At 61.0% G+C, this 15,716-nt stretch carries 15 protein-coding genes, 5 tRNA genes and 1 pseudogene; 8 read left to right on the top strand and 13 right to left on the bottom strand.

All coding sequences use genetic code 11. The annotated features are described in order from the left end of the window. Positions 1-13: 13 nt before the first annotated feature. The 10 genes from AC19YT_RS16805 to gltX form a co-directional block, all read right to left on the bottom strand. Positions 14-460 (bottom strand): Hsp20 family protein, encoded by a 447-nt coding sequence (locus AC19YT_RS16805; protein ID WP_095107686.1) that lies wholly within the window; start codon positions 458-460, stop codon positions 14-16. A 116-nt stretch (positions 461-576) separates the two neighbouring features. Then, a complete protein-coding gene (locus tag AC19YT_RS16800; RefSeq protein WP_095107685.1) occupies positions 577-1,536 on the bottom strand; it encodes a tRNA dihydrouridine synthase in 960 nt (319 codons plus the stop codon). Between the two features lie 31 nt (positions 1,537-1,567). Beyond that, on the bottom strand, positions 1,568-2,044 hold the full coding sequence (locus AC19YT_RS16795; RefSeq protein WP_500598321.1) for an acyl-CoA thioesterase: 477 nt from the start codon (positions 2,042-2,044) through the stop codon (positions 1,568-1,570). A gap of 49 nt (positions 2,045-2,093) precedes the next feature. Beyond that, positions 2,094-2,927: an alpha/beta fold hydrolase gene (locus tag AC19YT_RS16790; protein ID WP_500598323.1), complete on the bottom strand. Its 834-nt coding sequence runs from the start codon at positions 2,925-2,927 to the stop codon at positions 2,094-2,096. A 29-nt stretch (positions 2,928-2,956) separates the two neighbouring features. Further along, positions 2,957-3,496: a TetR/AcrR family transcriptional regulator gene (locus AC19YT_RS16785; protein ID WP_095107682.1), complete on the bottom strand. Its 540-nt coding sequence runs from the start codon at positions 3,494-3,496 to the stop codon at positions 2,957-2,959. A gap of 179 nt (positions 3,497-3,675) precedes the next feature. Continuing rightward, positions 3,676-3,751 (bottom strand) — tRNA-Glu (locus tag AC19YT_RS16780). Positions 3,752-3,830: 79 nt separating this feature from the next. Then, positions 3,831-3,906 (bottom strand) — tRNA-Ala (locus AC19YT_RS16775). 53 nt (positions 3,907-3,959) lie between these two features. Further along, a tRNA-Glu gene (locus AC19YT_RS16770) sits at positions 3,960-4,035 on the bottom strand. A 78-nt stretch (positions 4,036-4,113) separates the two neighbouring features. Further along, a tRNA-Ala gene (locus tag AC19YT_RS16765) sits at positions 4,114-4,189 on the bottom strand. A gap of 180 nt (positions 4,190-4,369) precedes the next feature. After that, entirely contained in the window at positions 4,370-5,851 is a 1,482-nt protein-coding gene (gltX, locus tag AC19YT_RS16760; protein WP_095107681.1) for a glutamate--tRNA ligase, read from the bottom strand. A gap of 232 nt (positions 5,852-6,083) precedes the next feature. Between gltX and AC19YT_RS16755 the strand changes: the two genes are divergently transcribed. Beyond that, complete coding sequence (locus AC19YT_RS16755) at positions 6,084-7,133, top strand: HlyD family secretion protein (protein WP_500610658.1); 1,050 nt, start codon at positions 6,084-6,086, stop codon at positions 7,131-7,133. Further along, positions 7,123-8,673: an MDR family MFS transporter gene (locus tag AC19YT_RS16750; protein ID WP_095107679.1), complete on the top strand. Its 1,551-nt coding sequence runs from the start codon at positions 7,123-7,125 to the stop codon at positions 8,671-8,673. Before AC19YT_RS16755 ends, AC19YT_RS16750 begins: the two co-directional genes overlap by 11 nt. Before the next feature lie 115 nt (positions 8,674-8,788). Here AC19YT_RS16750 and uvrB read toward each other — a convergent pair whose 3' ends face one another. Further along, the gene (gene uvrB, locus AC19YT_RS16745) at positions 8,789-10,804 is read right to left on the bottom strand and encodes an excinuclease ABC subunit UvrB (protein ID WP_500610657.1); all 2,016 of its coding nucleotides are present in this window, start codon (positions 10,802-10,804) and stop codon (positions 8,789-8,791) included. A 314-nt stretch (positions 10,805-11,118) separates the two neighbouring features. Here uvrB and AC19YT_RS16740 point away from each other — a divergent pair, with 314 nt between their 5' ends. Beyond that, entirely contained in the window at positions 11,119-12,315 is a 1,197-nt protein-coding gene (locus tag AC19YT_RS16740; RefSeq protein WP_095107677.1) for an amino acid aminotransferase, read from the top strand. Between the two features lie 57 nt (positions 12,316-12,372). Here the strand turns inward: AC19YT_RS16740 and AC19YT_RS16735 are convergent, their stop codons facing one another. Next, entirely contained in the window at positions 12,373-12,606 is a 234-nt protein-coding gene (locus AC19YT_RS16735; protein ID WP_500610656.1) for a hypothetical protein, read from the bottom strand. Positions 12,607-12,852: 246 nt separating this feature from the next. On the opposite strand from AC19YT_RS16735, the gene AC19YT_RS16730 reads away from it, so the two are divergent. From AC19YT_RS16730 to AC19YT_RS16710, 5 genes and pseudogenes are all read left to right on the top strand, one after another. Beyond that, a tRNA-Asn gene (locus tag AC19YT_RS16730) sits at positions 12,853-12,928 on the top strand. A gap of 87 nt (positions 12,929-13,015) precedes the next feature. Next, positions 13,016-13,903, top strand: a complete 888-nt coding sequence (locus tag AC19YT_RS16725; RefSeq protein ID WP_500610655.1) for a ParA family protein — start codon at positions 13,016-13,018, stop codon at positions 13,901-13,903. Continuing rightward, positions 13,900-14,155, top strand: a pseudogene (locus AC19YT_RS16720) (DnaB-like helicase N-terminal domain-containing protein); the annotation flags it as partial. The gene AC19YT_RS16725 and the pseudogene AC19YT_RS16720, both read left to right, overlap by 4 nt. 153 nt (positions 14,156-14,308) lie before the next feature. After that, complete coding sequence (locus AC19YT_RS16715; protein ID WP_500610681.1) at positions 14,309-14,947, top strand: replicative DNA helicase; 639 nt, start codon at positions 14,309-14,311, stop codon at positions 14,945-14,947. Next, positions 14,944-15,465: a hypothetical protein gene (locus AC19YT_RS16710; protein ID WP_500610654.1), complete on the top strand. Its 522-nt coding sequence runs from the start codon at positions 14,944-14,946 to the stop codon at positions 15,463-15,465. Before AC19YT_RS16715 ends, AC19YT_RS16710 begins: the two co-directional genes overlap by 4 nt. Positions 15,466-15,484: 19 nt before the next feature. Here AC19YT_RS16710 and AC19YT_RS16705 read toward each other — a convergent pair. After that, positions 15,485-15,716 (bottom strand): hypothetical protein (locus tag AC19YT_RS16705; protein ID WP_500610653.1); only part of this gene is annotated, 232 nt, incomplete at its 5' end.

The following is a 15,716-nucleotide window of genomic DNA, read 5'->3' as shown; positions in this document are numbered from 1 at the left end:
TATGGGCTTGGGCTTAGTGCTGCAGCGCCCGGTTTTGCGCGCCATTGATGGGGATGCGCTTGGCTTTGGCTTCTTCCGGCACGACGCGCAGCAAGTCGATGCTCAACAGACCGTTGCTCAGGTCGGCCGCCTTGATCTCGATGTGGTCGGCCAGGCGGAACGACAGTTTGAACGCACGCTGGGCGATGCCTTGGTGCAGGTAGGTGACATCTTCGTTGGCGTCACGCTTGCCACCACTGACGGTCAGTACGCCTTTTTCGACTTGCAGCTCCAAGTCTTGCTCCTGGAAGCCTGCGGCAGCGATCACGATGCGGTATTGGTCGTCACCGTGTTTTTCCACGTTGTAGGGTGGGTAGCTGCTGCCGGGCTCGTTGCGCAACGCGGTCTCGAACAGGTCGTTGAAGCGATCGAAACCCACCGAGGAACGAAACAGGGGGGCCAGGGAAAATGCAGTACTCATGGTTCAAGTCTCCTGAAATATCAGCAAGGTTTTTAGCAGGGCGACCCGACTTCGGCATCGCCTAACCCCTAGATAAGGACCACTGATGGCATTTCAAGCGTCTTTTTTTATTTTTTTCAGGCCGCCTTGGGCACGGGTAAACCGAGCAGACGCGAGACCTGATCGAGCTCGGTTTCGCGCCGCAACAGGGTGAACAATGCCACTGCCTCGGGGTAATTACGGGTCAGCATCGCCAGCCACTGCTTGAGGCGCCCCGGCGATTGGCGCGCAGTCATCTGCGCCTTGGCTTGCAGCCAGAAGTCCTGGAGCAGCGGCAAGAGTTCGGCCCAGGTCATCTCGACCACTTCTTCGCCGGCCCGCGCCGCCGCGATTTGCCGCGCCAGGTCCGGGCGCGAGACCAGGCCACGGCCCAGCATGATGTCCTCCACGCCGCTGATTTCGCGGCAGCGGCGCCAGTCCTCGACGCTCCAGATATCGCCATTGGCGAACACCGGCACCTTGACCACCTCCTGCACGCGGGGAATCCACTCCCAGTGGGCGGGCGGCTTGTAGCCGTCGGTCTTGGTCCGCGCGTGCACCACGATATGCTCGGCCCCGCCCTCGGCCAGCGCAGTGGCGCAGACCAGGGAACCGTCCGGGCTGTCAAAACCCAGGCGCATCTTGGCGGTCACCGGGATATGGGCCGGCACCGAGCGACGCACCTGCTCGACGATGCGGTTGAGCAATTCCGGCTCCTTGAGCAGCACCGCGCCACCCCGGGACTTGTTGACAGTCTTGGCCGGGCAGCCAAAGTTCAGGTCGATCACCTCGCTACCCAACTCGCACGCCAACGCGGCGTTTTCCGCCAGGCACACCGGGTCGGAGCCGAGCAACTGTACGCGCAACGGCACGCCCGAAGCGGTCTTGGCGCCGTTCAGCAGTTCCGGTCCGAATTTGTGGAAGTAGGCGGGGGTGAGCAACTGGTCGTTGATCCGGATGAACTCGGTCACGCACCAGTCGATGCCGCCGACCCGGGTCAAGACATCGCGCAGGATGTTGTCGACCAACCCCTCCATGGGCGCTAGAGCAATTTGCATGGAAAACACTCAACGAAAAACGTGCGGCAGTTTACGGGTTTCGGCGCATGGCGGGTATTTCCCCGGACGGGACGGCCTCATCCCGCACGGCCGGGCCATAGCCTGCGATGAACTCGGCAGGCATGCGCTTGGGCTTGCCCGTGGACAATTCGATGCAGACAAAAGTGGTTTGCGCCCGCAGCAGGGTCGCGTTGTCACGCGGGCGCACCAGTTGGAAACGCCGGGTCATTTTCAGGCGCTGATCCCAGTCGATGATCCAGGTGGCCAGTTGCAGCTCATCGTCTTCATAGGCTGCGGCGAGGTAGTCGATCTCATGGCGCACCACCGCCATGGCACGGTCCAGACGCCGATACTCCACCAGGTCCAGCCCCAGGCGTTGGGAATGGCGCCAGGCGCAGCGTTCGAGCCACGTCACGTAAACGGCGTTGTTGGCATGCCCGAGGCCGTCAATGTCCTCGGCGGCCACCTGTAGATCAATGATAAAAGGCGTTGCCAGATCCCAGCCCATGGGTCACTCCCCGGTCGATTCAATTGGACCGGGGCAGTGTACCGGATGCTCAGGCCGATTGGCGTTCGGCCGTGTTGCGGTTGGCCAGCAGGGCCAGCACGCCCTCGATCAGCCGCGGATCGGCCAACACGCGCTGATGGCCCCCTTCGGGCAGGCGTAGCAACCGGCTGTCAAACCAGGCCTCGTGGATCAACTGCGACTCGGCCACCGGGACGAACAGGTCATCTTCGGCGTGCACGATCAGCCCGGGCATGGCCAATTGGTAGTGCGCCACGTCCAGCTTCGCGGCGGGGACGCCCACATCCCGCTCCACATGGCGGATAAACGCCGAACGCGCCTTGGGTGGCAAGCCGACATAGCGGGCAAAACCACGCAGCACTGCGAGAATCCGCGCCGGCGCGGAAATACACACCAGGGTTTGCGTGCGCAGGCCCAATTGCGCCGCGAGCATGGCGCTGGCACCTCCCATCGAGTGACCGATCACCGCTTGCAGCGGCGGCAACTCGGCAGAGGCCTCGACTATGGCGCGGGCAAACAGCATCACGTTAGCTTCATGGCCGGGCGAACGGCCGTGGGCCGGGCCGTCCAGCGCGACCACCGAATACCCGGCCGCGACCAGCGCATCGATCAGGCTGGCGAACTGGGTCGGCCGCCCTTCCCAACCGTGCATCAACAACACCGTAGGCCCTTCCCCCCAGCGCAGGGCCGACAGCCCGAAGCGCAAGGTGATCCGCTCGGCACTCGCCAGCAGCGGCAGCTCCCAGTCACGGGGTGGCATGTCCCGGGGCTTCATGAACGCCAGGCGCATTTTCTTCGCCATAAACCCCGGAGCGAACCAACCCAGGGTGCTGTTAACGCCTCTAACCCAGCTCAACGTGCTCATTGCTCACATCCTCAGGCTGACCCTTGAAATCACACCACCGCCGATTTGGCGGCCCGCAGCATCCGATCGGATAACTCCCCCGGCCCCAAAGCACGCGCCAGAGCCAAGCCGCCTACCATCAGCGCGATATCGGCCAAGGCCTTGTCGGTGTCTTCCGGGCTGTCCGCCAATTGCGCCAGCATCAACTCCATGTGTTCGGCCAAGGCTTGGCGAAAGTCATCCGGCAAGCGCCCCATTTCACCGATGGAGGCTGGAATCGGGCAGGCATGCTCGGCGCTGTCGCGGTGCTTGCGCGACAGGTAGAACGCAGCCACCAACGCGCGACGCTCTTCACCGCTGAGGCCGGCATCGAGCTGGGCGATCAGCGCACGGCGCTGGGCGAGCAACTGGGTGAACGCCTCCAGCATCAACGCGTCCTTGCTTTCAAAGTGCGCGTAGAAGCCACCCACGGTCAGCCCCGCCCCGCCCATGACCTCCCCCACGCTGGGCTCGGCCGGCCCGCGCTGCACAAGGGCGGCGCTGGCGGCTTGCAGAATGCGTTCGCGGGTATGTGCTTTTTTGTCGTTCATGACAATCTCCAAATATTACGAACGAAATATTATTCTCATAATAAAATTTCGCAAGCTTTAAATTAACCGCCAGTCAGAAGAACACAATTGAGGAAAGACAGAATCGGCGAACGCCAGACAAACAAAAGGGCCATTCAATAATTGAATGACCCTTATAAATCCCGCAGAGCGGGTAATCGTGGCGTCCCCTAGGGGACTCGAACCCCTGTTACCGCCGTGAAAGGGCGGTGTCCTAGGCCACTAGACGAAGGGGACGCAAAACCTTCTATACAACTGACCGGTGCTGAGAGCCGGTCGATTCAAGGCCGGTGTGGCCAAACCTTGAATTGTAAATTGGTGGAGCTAAGCGGGATCGAACCGCTGACCTCCTGCATGCCATGCAGGCGCTCTCCCAGCTGAGCTATAGCCCCAGATTTTTCGCCTCGCGGCGGAGCAACATCTGACGACACTGCTTCTGTAATACTGGCGTCCCCTAGGGGACTCGAACCCCTGTTACCGCCGTGAAAGGGCGGTGTCCTAGGCCACTAGACGAAGGGGACGCAAACCCTTCTAACAACAGATCAGCGCTGAGAACTGATCGATTCAAGGTCGGTGTGGCCAGGCCTTGAACCTGTAATTGGTGGAGCTAGACGGGATCGAACCGTCGACCTCTTGCATGCCATGCAAGCGCTCTCCCAGCTGAGCTATAGCCCCTCATCGGTGAGGACGGGGCGAATCTTAAGGGCGTATCGAAAGGCTGTCAAACTTATTTTTAAAAATAATCAAAAATTTTTGCCGACATAACAATCACTTACCGCCCTCCCCTCGAAAATCCGGGGCTTAACCCACTCCTGCGACCGCCGCCCATGTCGGTGTCGGCGGCCGCACACCGCTTCAGGCAATCGCGCCCAACAGTTTTTCCCATTCTTTGTTTTCTTTCTTCGACACGCCACCGAGCAAATCAATGGCCTGGCGCAGACGGAAACGGGTCAAATCCGGGCCGAGGATTTCCATGGCATCGAGCACCGACACCGAACTGGCCTGCCCGGTAATGGCGGCGAACATCAGCGGCATGGCGTCGCGCAGTTTCAACTCCAGGGATTCGACCACAGCCTGAATGGTCGCGGTGATGCTGTCCTTCTCCCACTGACGCAGGCTTTCCAGTTTCCACAGAATCAACTGCATCAACTGGCGCACTTGGTCGCCGGACAGCTTCTTGGACTCGAACAGCTTCGCATCCGGGTTGACCCCGCCAGCGAAGAAGAACCCCGCCAACGGCGCGATCTGGCTGAAGGTTTCGACCCGGCCCTGTACATGAGGGGCGATTTTCATCATGTATTCAGGGTTCAGCGCCCAGTTCTGTACGCGGCTGGCGAACTCTTGCACCGGCAGGTCGCGCAGCCACTGGCCGTTGAGCCACGACAGTTTCTCGACGTCGAAGATCGGCCCGCCCAGGGACACACGCTTAAGGTCGAAATGATCGACCATCTCCTGCAACGAGAACTTCTCGCGCTCGTCCGGCATCGACCAGCCCATGCGGCCCAGGTAGTTGAGCATCGCCTCAGGCATGAAACCCATGCGCTCGTAGAAGGTCACCGAGGTCGGGTTCTTGCGCTTGGACAGCTTGCTCTTATCCGGGTTACGCAGCAGCGGCATGTAGCACAGTTCCGGTTGGTCCCAGCCGAAGTACTCGTACAAGAGGATCAGCTTGGGCGCCGACGGCAGCCACTCTTCGCCGCGCAGCACGTGGGTGATGCCCATTAGGTGGTCATCCACCACGTTGGCCAGGAAGTAGGTCGGCAAGCCGTCGGTCTTCATCAACACCTGCATGTCCATGCGATCCCACGGGATCTCGACATCGCCGCGCAGCATGTCCGGCACCACGCAGACGCCCTCGCTCGGTACTTTCATGCGGATCACGTGGGGCTCGCCGGCCGCCAGGCGCCGGGCCACTTCTTCGGCCGGCAGCAGCAAGGCACGGCCGTCATAGCGTGGTGTTTCACCGCGCGCCATCTGCTCGGCACGCATCTGGTCAAGCTCTTCGGCGGTGCAAAAGCACGGGAACGCGTGGCCCATCTCCACCAGTTGCTGGGTGTACTGCTTGTAGATGTCGCCGCGCTCGCTCTGCCGGTAAGGGCCGTGTGGGCCGCCCACGTCCGGGCCTTCGCTCCAGTTGATGCCCAGCCAGCGCAAGGCATCGAAAATCTGCTGCTCGGACTCACGGGTCGAACGCAACTGATCGGTATCTTCGATACGCAGGATGAACTCGCCGCCGTGCTGCTTGGCGAAGCAGTAGTTGAACAAAGCGATGTAGGCGGTGCCGACGTGGGGATCGCCGGTGGGCGATGGCGCGATGCGAGTGCGGACGGTGGTCATGGCATGTCTCGAAAAGAATATAAAAAGCGGAGATGAAACAAGGGCCGAATGGTAACAGGCCAACGTAACCGCGCTCCAGTGAACAGGGCATTTAAGCCAAGGTTGGGCCTGCAATTCACCGCCAGAGCCCTGAATGACTGAATATCAGCGCAGGGCATTTACCACTGGTCGGCTATCTGCCAGATTCGCCGCCTGTTAAATTTACTTACACTTTTTCGATTACAGCCTGCCCATGCCTGCCCAACTCAAGCGTCGTCTGTCCATTTTCCTGTTGCTCGTCCTGCTGGTGGCCGGGGGCCTGTTCGCCCACTGGTTCTTCAAGGGGCGGTTTTTCGAGAGCACCGATAACGCCTACGTCCAAGGCGAAATCACCCGCGTGTCCAGCCAATTGGGCGCGCGTGTTGAACAAGTGCTGGTGCGCGACAACCAACATGTGGAAAAAGGCCAGTTATTGGTGCGCCTTGAAGGCGATGACTTTCAACTGGCCATCGAACGCGCCCAAGCCGCCCTCGCCACCCGCGAGGCCGAACGCTTGCAAGCACAAAGCAAACTGACCCAGCAGGCCAGCCTGATCGCCGCGAGCGAAGCGCAAGTGGCCTCCAGCCAGGCCAGCTTGGGCCGCTCGCAGATCGACCTGTCCCGGGCACAGACCTTGCGCAAACCCGGTTATGTCTCCGAGGAACGGGTGACCACCCTGTCCGCCGACAACCACATCGCCCGCTCGCAAGTGGCCAAAGCCCAAGCAGATTCCCAGGGACAGCGCCAGCAGGTCAACGCGCTGAACGCCGAGATCAAGCGCCTCGACGCGCAAATCGCCAACGCCCGCGCCGACCTGGCCCAGGCCGAACTGAACCTGACCCGTAGCGAGATCCACTCGCCCATCAGCGGGCTGATTGGCCAGCGCGCGGCACGCAATGGCCAGTACGTGCAGGCCGGCGCCTATTTGCTGTCGATCGTGCCCGACCAGGACATCTGGATTCAGGCCAATTTCAAAGAAACCCAAATCGGCCACATGCAGCCCGGGCAACAGGCCGAGCTGATATTCGATGCCTACGGCGACACACCAATCCAGGCCCGGGTTGACAGCCTGTTCGCCGCCTCGGGCGCGCAGTTCAGCCTGCTGCCCCCAGACAATGCCACCGGCAACTTCACCAAGGTCGTACAACGGATTCCGGTAAAACTGACTTTCGACGCCAACAACCCGCTCAAGGGCAAGATACGCCCGGGCATGTCCGTGACCGTCAAGGTGAACATCCACGACGCCCCAGCAGATGGCCGGTGATGCCCTGATCCGCCCGGTCGGCGAACCGACCCGGCGCGACTGGATCGCAGTGATGAGCGTGATGCTCGGCGCCTTTATGGCGGTGCTGGACATCCAGATCACCAACTCTTCGCTCAAGGACATCCAAGGCGCGCTGTCGGCGACCCTGGAAGAAGGCTCGTGGATTTCCACCTCCTACCTGGTGGCGGAAATCATCATGATCCCCCTCACCGCGTGGCTGGTGCAGTTACTGTCGGCGCGGCGCCTGGCGGTGTGGGTGTCGGTGGGGTTTCTCTTCGCATCCCTGCTGTGCTCCATGGCCTGGAGCCTGGAGAGCATGATCGTATTCCGCGCCCTGCAAGGCTTCACCGGCGGCGCGCTGATCCCCCTGGCGTTCACCCTGACCCTCATCAAGCTGCCCGAGCACCACCGCGCCAAAGGCATGGCGATGTTCGCCATGACGGCCACGTTTGCGCCGTCCATAGGCCCGACCATCGGCGGCTGGCTCACGGAAAACTGGGGCTGGGAATACATCTTCTATATCAACGTGCCACCCGGCCTACTGATGATCGCCGGGTTGCTCTATGGCCTGGAAAAGAAAGCGGCGCACTGGGAGTTGCTCAAGCGCACCGACTACAGTGGCATCCTCACCCTGGGCGTGGGCCTGGGCTGCTTGCAGGTGTTCCTCGAAGAGGGCCACCGCAAGGACTGGCTGGAGTCGAGCCTGATCGTCAGCCTGGGCAGCATTGCCCTGCTCTGCCTGATCGCTTTTGTCATCATCCAGGTGTCCAAACCCCAACCGCTGATAAACCTGGGCATCCTGCGCAACCGCAACTTTGGCCTGGCAAGCATTTCCAGCCTGGGCATGGGGGTGGGGCTCTATGGCTCGATCTACCTGCTACCGCTGTACCTGGCGCAGATCCAGAACTACAACGCCCTGCAGATCGGCGAAGTCATCATGTGGATGGGCGTGCCGCAGCTGTTCCTGATCCCGCTGGTGCCCAAGCTGATGAAGTTCGTCTCGCCCAAATGGCTGTGCACCCTGGGGTTCGGCCTGTTCGGGCTGGCGAGTTTTTCTTCTGGTGTGCTCAACCCGGACTTCGCCGGGCCGCAGTTCAACCAGATCCAGATCATCCGCGCCCTCGGCCAGCCGCTGATTATGGTGACCATCTCGCTGATCGCCACTGCCTACATCCTGCCCGAGGATGCGGGGTCGGCGTCGAGCCTGTTCAACATCCTGCGCAACCTCGGCGGTGCCATCGGCATCGCCCTGCTCGCCACGTTGCTGGATGCGCGGACCAAGACCTACTTCGATTACCTGCGCGAAGCCATCGTGCCCGGCAACCCGCAAGTGGCCGAGCGCATGGCTAGCCTGACCACGACCCTGGGCAACGAAACAGCTGCTTTGGGCAAACTCAGCGAGATCGCCCACCAACAGGCGCAGATCATGGCCTACAACGATGCGTTTCACTTTGTGGGGGTTGCGTTGGGGGTCAGCATGCTGGCGATTCTGCTAACCCGGGCATTGCCGCAGGGGATCAAGGCTGGGGAGGCGCATTAACCCGAGGGGGCGGCGTGCCGGCGGCGCCCTTATCGCGAGCCTGCCCCCACAGGTTGGCTGGTGCCATGCCCTTGTGGGAGCGAGCCTGCTCGCGATAGGCCCCGTAAATAGAAGATCAAACCGCCAACAGCCGCTCGCGCAATTTGCCGATTTCGTCGCGCATTTGCGCAGCGGCCTCGAACTCCAGGTCGCGGGCCAACTGGTACATCTTTTCCTCCAGTTGGCGGATGCGCTTGGTGATTTCGCTCGGCGAACGCAGTTCAGCCTCGTAGCGCGCACTTTCCTCGGCAGCCTTGGCCATGCCTTTGCGCTTCTTGCTGCGCGAGCCCGGCACAGTGGCGCCTTCCATGATGTCGGCCACGTCCTTGAACACGCCTTTTGGGGTAATGCCGTTGGCCAGGTTGAAGGCAATCTGCTTCTCGCGACGGCGCTCGGTTTCGCCGATCGCCCGCTCCATGGAGCCGGTGATGCGGTCTGCGTAGAGAATCGCCCGGCCGTTGAGGTTACGTGCCGCGCGGCCGATGGTCTGGATCAGCGAACGCTCGGAGCGTAGGAAACCTTCCTTGTCGGCATCGAGAATCGCCACCAGAGACACTTCCGGCATGTCCAGGCCTTCGCGCAGCAGGTTAATCCCCACCAGCACATCGAAAGTGCCCAGGCGCAGGTCGCGGATGATCTCCACCCGCTCCACCGTGTCGATGTCCGAGTGCAGGTAGCGCACACGCACACCGTGGTCGGCGAGGTAATCGGTGAGGTCTTCGGACATGCGCTTGGTCAGGGTCGTCACCAGCACGCGCTCTTCGAGGGCTACGCGCTTGGAAATTTCCGAGAGCAGGTCGTCGACCTGGGTCAGCGCCGGGCGGATTTCGATCTGCGGGTCCACCAGGCCAGTGGGCCGCACCAGTTGTTCGATCACCCGGCCGGCGTGCTCAGCCTCGTAGTTGCCCGGTGTGGCAGAGACGAAAATCGTCTGCGGGCTGATGTTCTCCCATTCGTCGAAGCGCATGGGCCGGTTGTCCAGCGCCGAAGGCAAGCGGAAGCCGTATTCCACCAGGGTTTCCTTACGCGAACGGTCGCCTTTATACATGGCGCCGACCTGGGGCACGCTGACGTGGGATTCGTCGATCACCAACAGGGCATCGGCAGGTAGATAGTCGAAGAGCGTGGGCGGCGCAGCCCCGCAGTCACGGCCCGAGAGGTAGCGCGAGTAGTTCTCGATGCCGTTGCAATAGCCCAGTTCCAGGATCATCTCCAGGTCGAAACGAGTGCGCTGCTCCAGGCGCTGGGCCTCCACCAGTTTGTTGTTCGAGCGCAGGTAGTCGAGGCGCTCCTGGAGCTCGACCTTGATTCCCTCAACGGCCCCGAGCAAGGTTTCCCGCGGGGTAACGTAGTGGCTCTTGGGGTAGAAGGTGAAGCGCGGCAAGCGGCGGATGACTTCGCCGGTCAACGGATCGAAAGCGCTGATACTTTCCACCTCGTCATCGAACAGTTCGATGCGAATCGCCTCCAAGTCCGATTCCGCCGGGTAGATATCGATCACATCACCGCGCACCCGGAAGGTAGCGCGGGCAAAGTCCATGTCATTGCGGGTGTATTGCAAGTCGGCGAGGCGGCGCAGCAAAGCACGCTGGTCGAGTTTGTCGCCACGGTCCACGTGCAGGACCATTTTCAGGTAGGTTTCCGGGCTGCCCAGGCCATAGATGCAGGACACCGTGGTAACGATGATGGTGTCCTTGCGCTCCAACAACGCCTTGGTCGCGGACAGGCGCATCTGCTCGATGTGGTCGTTAACCGAAGCGTCCTTCTCGATAAAGGTGTCGGACGAAGGCACATAGGCTTCGGGTTGGTAGTAGTCGTAGTAGGAAACGAAGTACTCCACCGCGTTGTTCGGGAAAAACGCCTTGAACTCGCCGTAGAGCTGGGCCGCCAAGGTTTTGTTCGGCGCCAGCACCAACGTCGGGCGGTTCACCTGGGCGATGACGTTGGCGATGCTGAAGGTCTTGCCCGAGCCAGTCACGCCGAGCAGGGTCTGGTGCGCCAACCCGGCCTCGATACCCTCAACCATCAGGCGAATGGCTTCTGGCTGATCGCCAGCGGGCTGGAAACGGGTGACGAGCTGGAAATCAGACATGCATGAACCTCGTATTCATGGTTGCGAGGCGCGGCCGGGCAACCATGAGTGCGACCTGAAGCGGTCGGGAAAGACTAGATGTTGCGCCAAATACTGCGGTTTTCAAGGCAAACGTCCTACACAGCGCAAAGGCTTTGATCTGGCAACCCGACTAAAGGTCGAAAAATAAAGCGAAATTCTTCCGGCAAAAGGCCAATCGCCTGTCGCAGCGGCGCCAGATGGCCTCTATACTTGCTCCCCGTTTGTGCACCGCTCTAGTGCATTCGGCTGGAGCGCTACACGTCCCTCCTCTTCCATTCAGAGCCGCCGCAAAAATGAGCCTGTTCTCCGCTGTCGAAATGGCACCACGCGATCCAATCCTGGGCCTCAACGAAGCATTCAACGCCGATACCCGTACCCACAAGGTGAACCTGGGGGTCGGTGTGTACTGCAACGAGGAGGGGAAAATTCCACTCTTGCGTGCCGTTGCCGAAGCCGAGACGATCCGCGTCGCTCAACATGCCGCCCGCGGCTACCTGCCCATCGATGGCATCGCCGCCTATGACCAGGCTGTGCAAAAGCTGCTGTTCGGCGCTGACTCGCCGCTCATCAGCGCAGGCCGGGTCATCACCACCCAGGCCATCGGCGGCACCGGCGCACTGAAAATCGGTGCCGACTTCCTCAAGCAACTGCGCCCCGACGCCGTCGTCGCCATCAGCGACCCGAGCTGGGAAAACCACCGCGCGCTGTTCGAGACTGCCGGTTTCCCGGTGCAGAACTATCGCTACTACGACGCCGCTACCCATGACGTCAACCGCGCCGGCCTGATCGAAGACCTCAGCGCCCTGCCCGCCGGTTCCATCGTCGTGCTGCACGCCTGCTGCCACAACCCGACCGGCGTCGACCTGAGCCCGGCGGACTGGAACAACGTGCTGGACGTGGTCAAGGCGAACAAACTGATCCCGTTCCTGGACATGGCCTACCAGGGTTTTGGCGATGGCATCGAAGAAGACGCCGCCGCCGTGCGCCTGTTCGCCGAGTCGGGGCTGACCTTCTTCGTCTCCAGCTCCTTCTCCAAATCCTTCTCGCTGTACGGCGAGCGCGTGGGCGCGCTGTCGATCATCAGCGAATCGAAGGAAGAAAGCGCGCGCGTGCTGTCCCAGGTCAAACGCGTGATCCGCACCAACTACTCCAACCCGCCAACCCATGGCGCGACCATCGTCGCCGCCGTGCTCAACAGCCCAGAGCTGCGCGCGCAGTGGGAGCAGGAACTGGCCGAAATGCGCCTGCGCATCCGTGGCATGCGCCAGCAAATGGTCGAGTTGCTGGCGAAAAAGGCCCCAGGCCGCGACTTCAGCTTCGTCGGCCGCCAGCGCGGCATGTTCTCCTACTCCGGCCTGACCGTTGAGCAAGCCGTGCGCCTGCGCACCGACTTCGGCATCTACGCTCTGGACACCGGCCGCATCTGCGTCGCCGCGCTGAACCAGAACAACATCGAAGTCGTCACCGACGCCATCGTCCAAGTGATCTAAACCGCAAGCACCACAAAAAAGGGAGAAGCCAATCGGCTTCCCCCGTTTTTGTGGGTTTCAGCCCGCCAACTGCGCAGCCCGCGCACTCGCCGCGTCATCGAAGGCAACGTACAGCGCCTCGGCAACCTGGCTCTTGATCGCCTTGGTGCTTTCCAGCCCCAACACAAAACCTTCGGCCTTGCCGCCGGCCCGGTTCAAATCCTCGGCATTGCTGGCCTGGGTAATAGCGTCGAATAACTTGCCAGCATGGGTACCAACGCCCTTGGGCAGGCTGATCTGCTCGATACTCATGGCGTCACCCGCGACACACAGGCGATGGAAGAGATAAATAAGGTCATGGCACGTTTACCTTTGCGACTGGAGGCCGACCGCGCGTGAAACCACCGCCGGGGCGCCATGGTAGACCGGTGGCGCGGTTCTGGTAACCGGCAACCGCGGATAAAGCCTTCCAGCCGCCCATCAGAACACCGAACGGAATTCACAAAAAACTCACTTCACGCTTGACTTGTCCTTTTCAATCAGTAACATACGGCGCATTCCGCGATAGCTCAGTTGGTAGAGCAAGTGACTGTTAATCACTGGGTCCCTGGTTCGAGTCCAGGTCGTGGAGCCATCTTTCTGCCAGGTGACCGAACCCAGTCATCCGCGCATCGTGACATCAAAGGCCGTCTCTCAATCTATACCCCCAGAGACCCGTGCCATGAACATCGCAGCTGTACTCTCCACCAAAGGCGGACCCGGTAAAACCACGGTCACTGCCAGCCTTGGCGCGTTCTGCGCCGACTCAGGTCTTCGCACCTTGCTCATCGACCTGGACAACCAACCCTCGCTGTCGTCGTTTTATGCCCTGGCCCACGAAGCCCCGGGCGGCGTCTTCGAGCTGATTGCCCACAACGAGACGCGGTACGAACAGATCCTCTCCCAGACCTGTATCCCCAACCTCTCCCTGATTCACTCCAACGACCCCTTCAACCAACTCGGCACCCTGCTCCTGCACGCCGCAGACGGGCGCCTGCGCCTGAAAAACCTGATGCCCGCCTTCGCCGCGGACTTCGACCTGGTGCTGATCGACACCCAGGGCGCCCGCTCGATCCTGCTGGAAATGGCCCTCCTGAGCGCCGACATGGCCATTTCCCCCATCACGCCGGACATGCTCACCGCCCGGGAATTTCATCGCGGCATGCTCCAGCTCTATCGCGACCTCCAGCCCCTCGCGGCCCTGGGCGCCCGCACCCCGCCCTTGAACGTCGTCATCAACAAACTCGACGCCACCCGCGACGCGCGCCTGATTCACCAGTCCCTGGCCGAAACCTTCGCCGACCACCCCCAAGCGCGCATGCGCCACACCACCCTGCCTGCTGCGGTGAATTTCCGCCGTGCCGCCACAGAGGGCATCCCCGCCCATCGCCTGGAATACAGGCTCCCTTCCAACCGACAGGCGCCTACTGCGTTCAAGGTCATCAAGGCGCTCTGCCTGGAACTTTTTCCTGAGTGGCGCGTGAAATTCGAGGCCCTCACCGAAGAACAACTGAGCCTTCGCCACCCTGCCTCGATCAGGCCCTCAACCGTGGAAGGGGCCAGCAAATGACCGTAGCTGATTGGCTTGCACCTCATTCGATCGAGGCCGAACAAGGGGTCATCGGCGGGTTAATGCTCGATAACGCTGCCTGGGATCTTGTTTCAGAAAATCTCGCGGCGAAGACTTTTCCGCCGTGAACATCGCCTGATATTTCAGGCCATGGAGCAGTTGGCTTGCCGCAACTGCCCCATAGATGTCGTAACCGTGCTGGAGTCGCTGAACACTCCAGAGGAAGTCGGAGGGCTGGCTTACCTCGGGGAGCTGGCCAAGAACACCCCATCCGTCGCCAACATTAAGACTTACGCAGAGATCGTCCGCGAACGCGCCCATTTAAGGCGCTTGGTCACCCTGGGTTATGAGTGCAGCCGCGAGGCCTCTTCCAACCAGGCCAAAAGCGCTGAAGTTCAGGACCGCATGGAGCAAAGGCTATTCGCCCTGGGGCAGAGCAACCCACACAACGACTTCGTCAACCTCAAGCACAAGCTGATGGAGGTGGTCGAGCGGATTGATTTCCACTTCAACGAAGGCGACAGCATCACCGGTGTACCCAGCGGCCTGAATGCGATGGACCAAGTGACCGGGGGCTTTCAGGACGCCGACCTGATCGTCATCGCGGCCAGGCCTTCCATGGGTAAAACCAGCCTGGCCCTGAGCGTGGTGGATGCCGTCCTCCAGCAAAAACCCGGCAATAGCGTGCAGATATACAGCCAGGAGATGCCGGCTCATGCCCTGGTTTTCCGGCTGATCGCAATCCTGGGCAAGCTCAATCTCGCCAACCTGATGCGTGGCCAATTGGAAGACGATGATTGGCCACGGATCATGGCGGCGGTGGCCCGCATCAATAATTACGGTGATCGCCTGGTCATTGATGAGACGGCCAGCCTCACCCCTTGCGAACTGCGCTCCAAGGTGCGCCGCGCCGCCCGTCGCTTTGGGATGCCGCGGTTAATCATGGTTGACCACCTCAGGCGTTTCCCACCCATGCGCAGCACGTGTAAGCGCACGATTTACAGAACTCTCGCATCAAGCCAGCCGAGCACTGATAGTGCGTGACTGTTCTGGCGTCCGGTTGCAACACTACCCCCCTGGACAGGGCAACCATCTACTACGACCGAGCGCAGTTTACGACTCAAGTCAGCAAAGACTTTCCGGATATCAAGGGTCCGATCCTGCAACACGGTCGCTGTTCGTTACTAATCTCTACCCCAGGTTCTACCACTGGTGCCTACCACTTCTGCACCTTCGCTCTGACCCAAGAAGAAATCTATGTGCAGGGCTGGAACGCTTCGGCGCTGAAGTACACAGAACTCCTACGGATCAATCTGTCGACCCTGAGTAAGGTCGCCTTGGATTCGTACTTCCGGACTAACCAAGTGCAACTTATAGAAGGGCGCCGCCAAAGCGCATTGAGCGTGATGATCGATGACGGTGGCTATCACGACACGGCGGCGACGGAGCGAGTGTACGAAACCATCAAGAAGGGTGGAGTGAATGTGGTGAAAAGCGATGGAATGATGATGCCACCGGCTCCGCCGACACCGATATTCGTTCCTATTGTTGTGCCCCGATAATGACGCATGGCCACCGCGATTAATGATCATCCGACCATTGGCTCCGCTGACTGGGAATGAGTGCCTGGGTGTTAGGAAACGGCCGCATTGGGTCGACAGCAGCCGCCCACCAACGGCTGCTTTTGGCCCAGAGTGTGTAAAAACACTTTCGCATCTTGGGTGCCTCAGCCCAGTGTTCCTGGGCGAGGCGGTTTCCCAAGCAAATAGCCGCGATCAGCGCCAATAGCGCGTCAGAGCGTTTATGAAGCGCT

Source organism: Pseudomonas sp. MF08875 (genome assembly GCF_059862525.1).
This window is presented reverse-complemented; position numbering and strand designations above follow the sequence as displayed.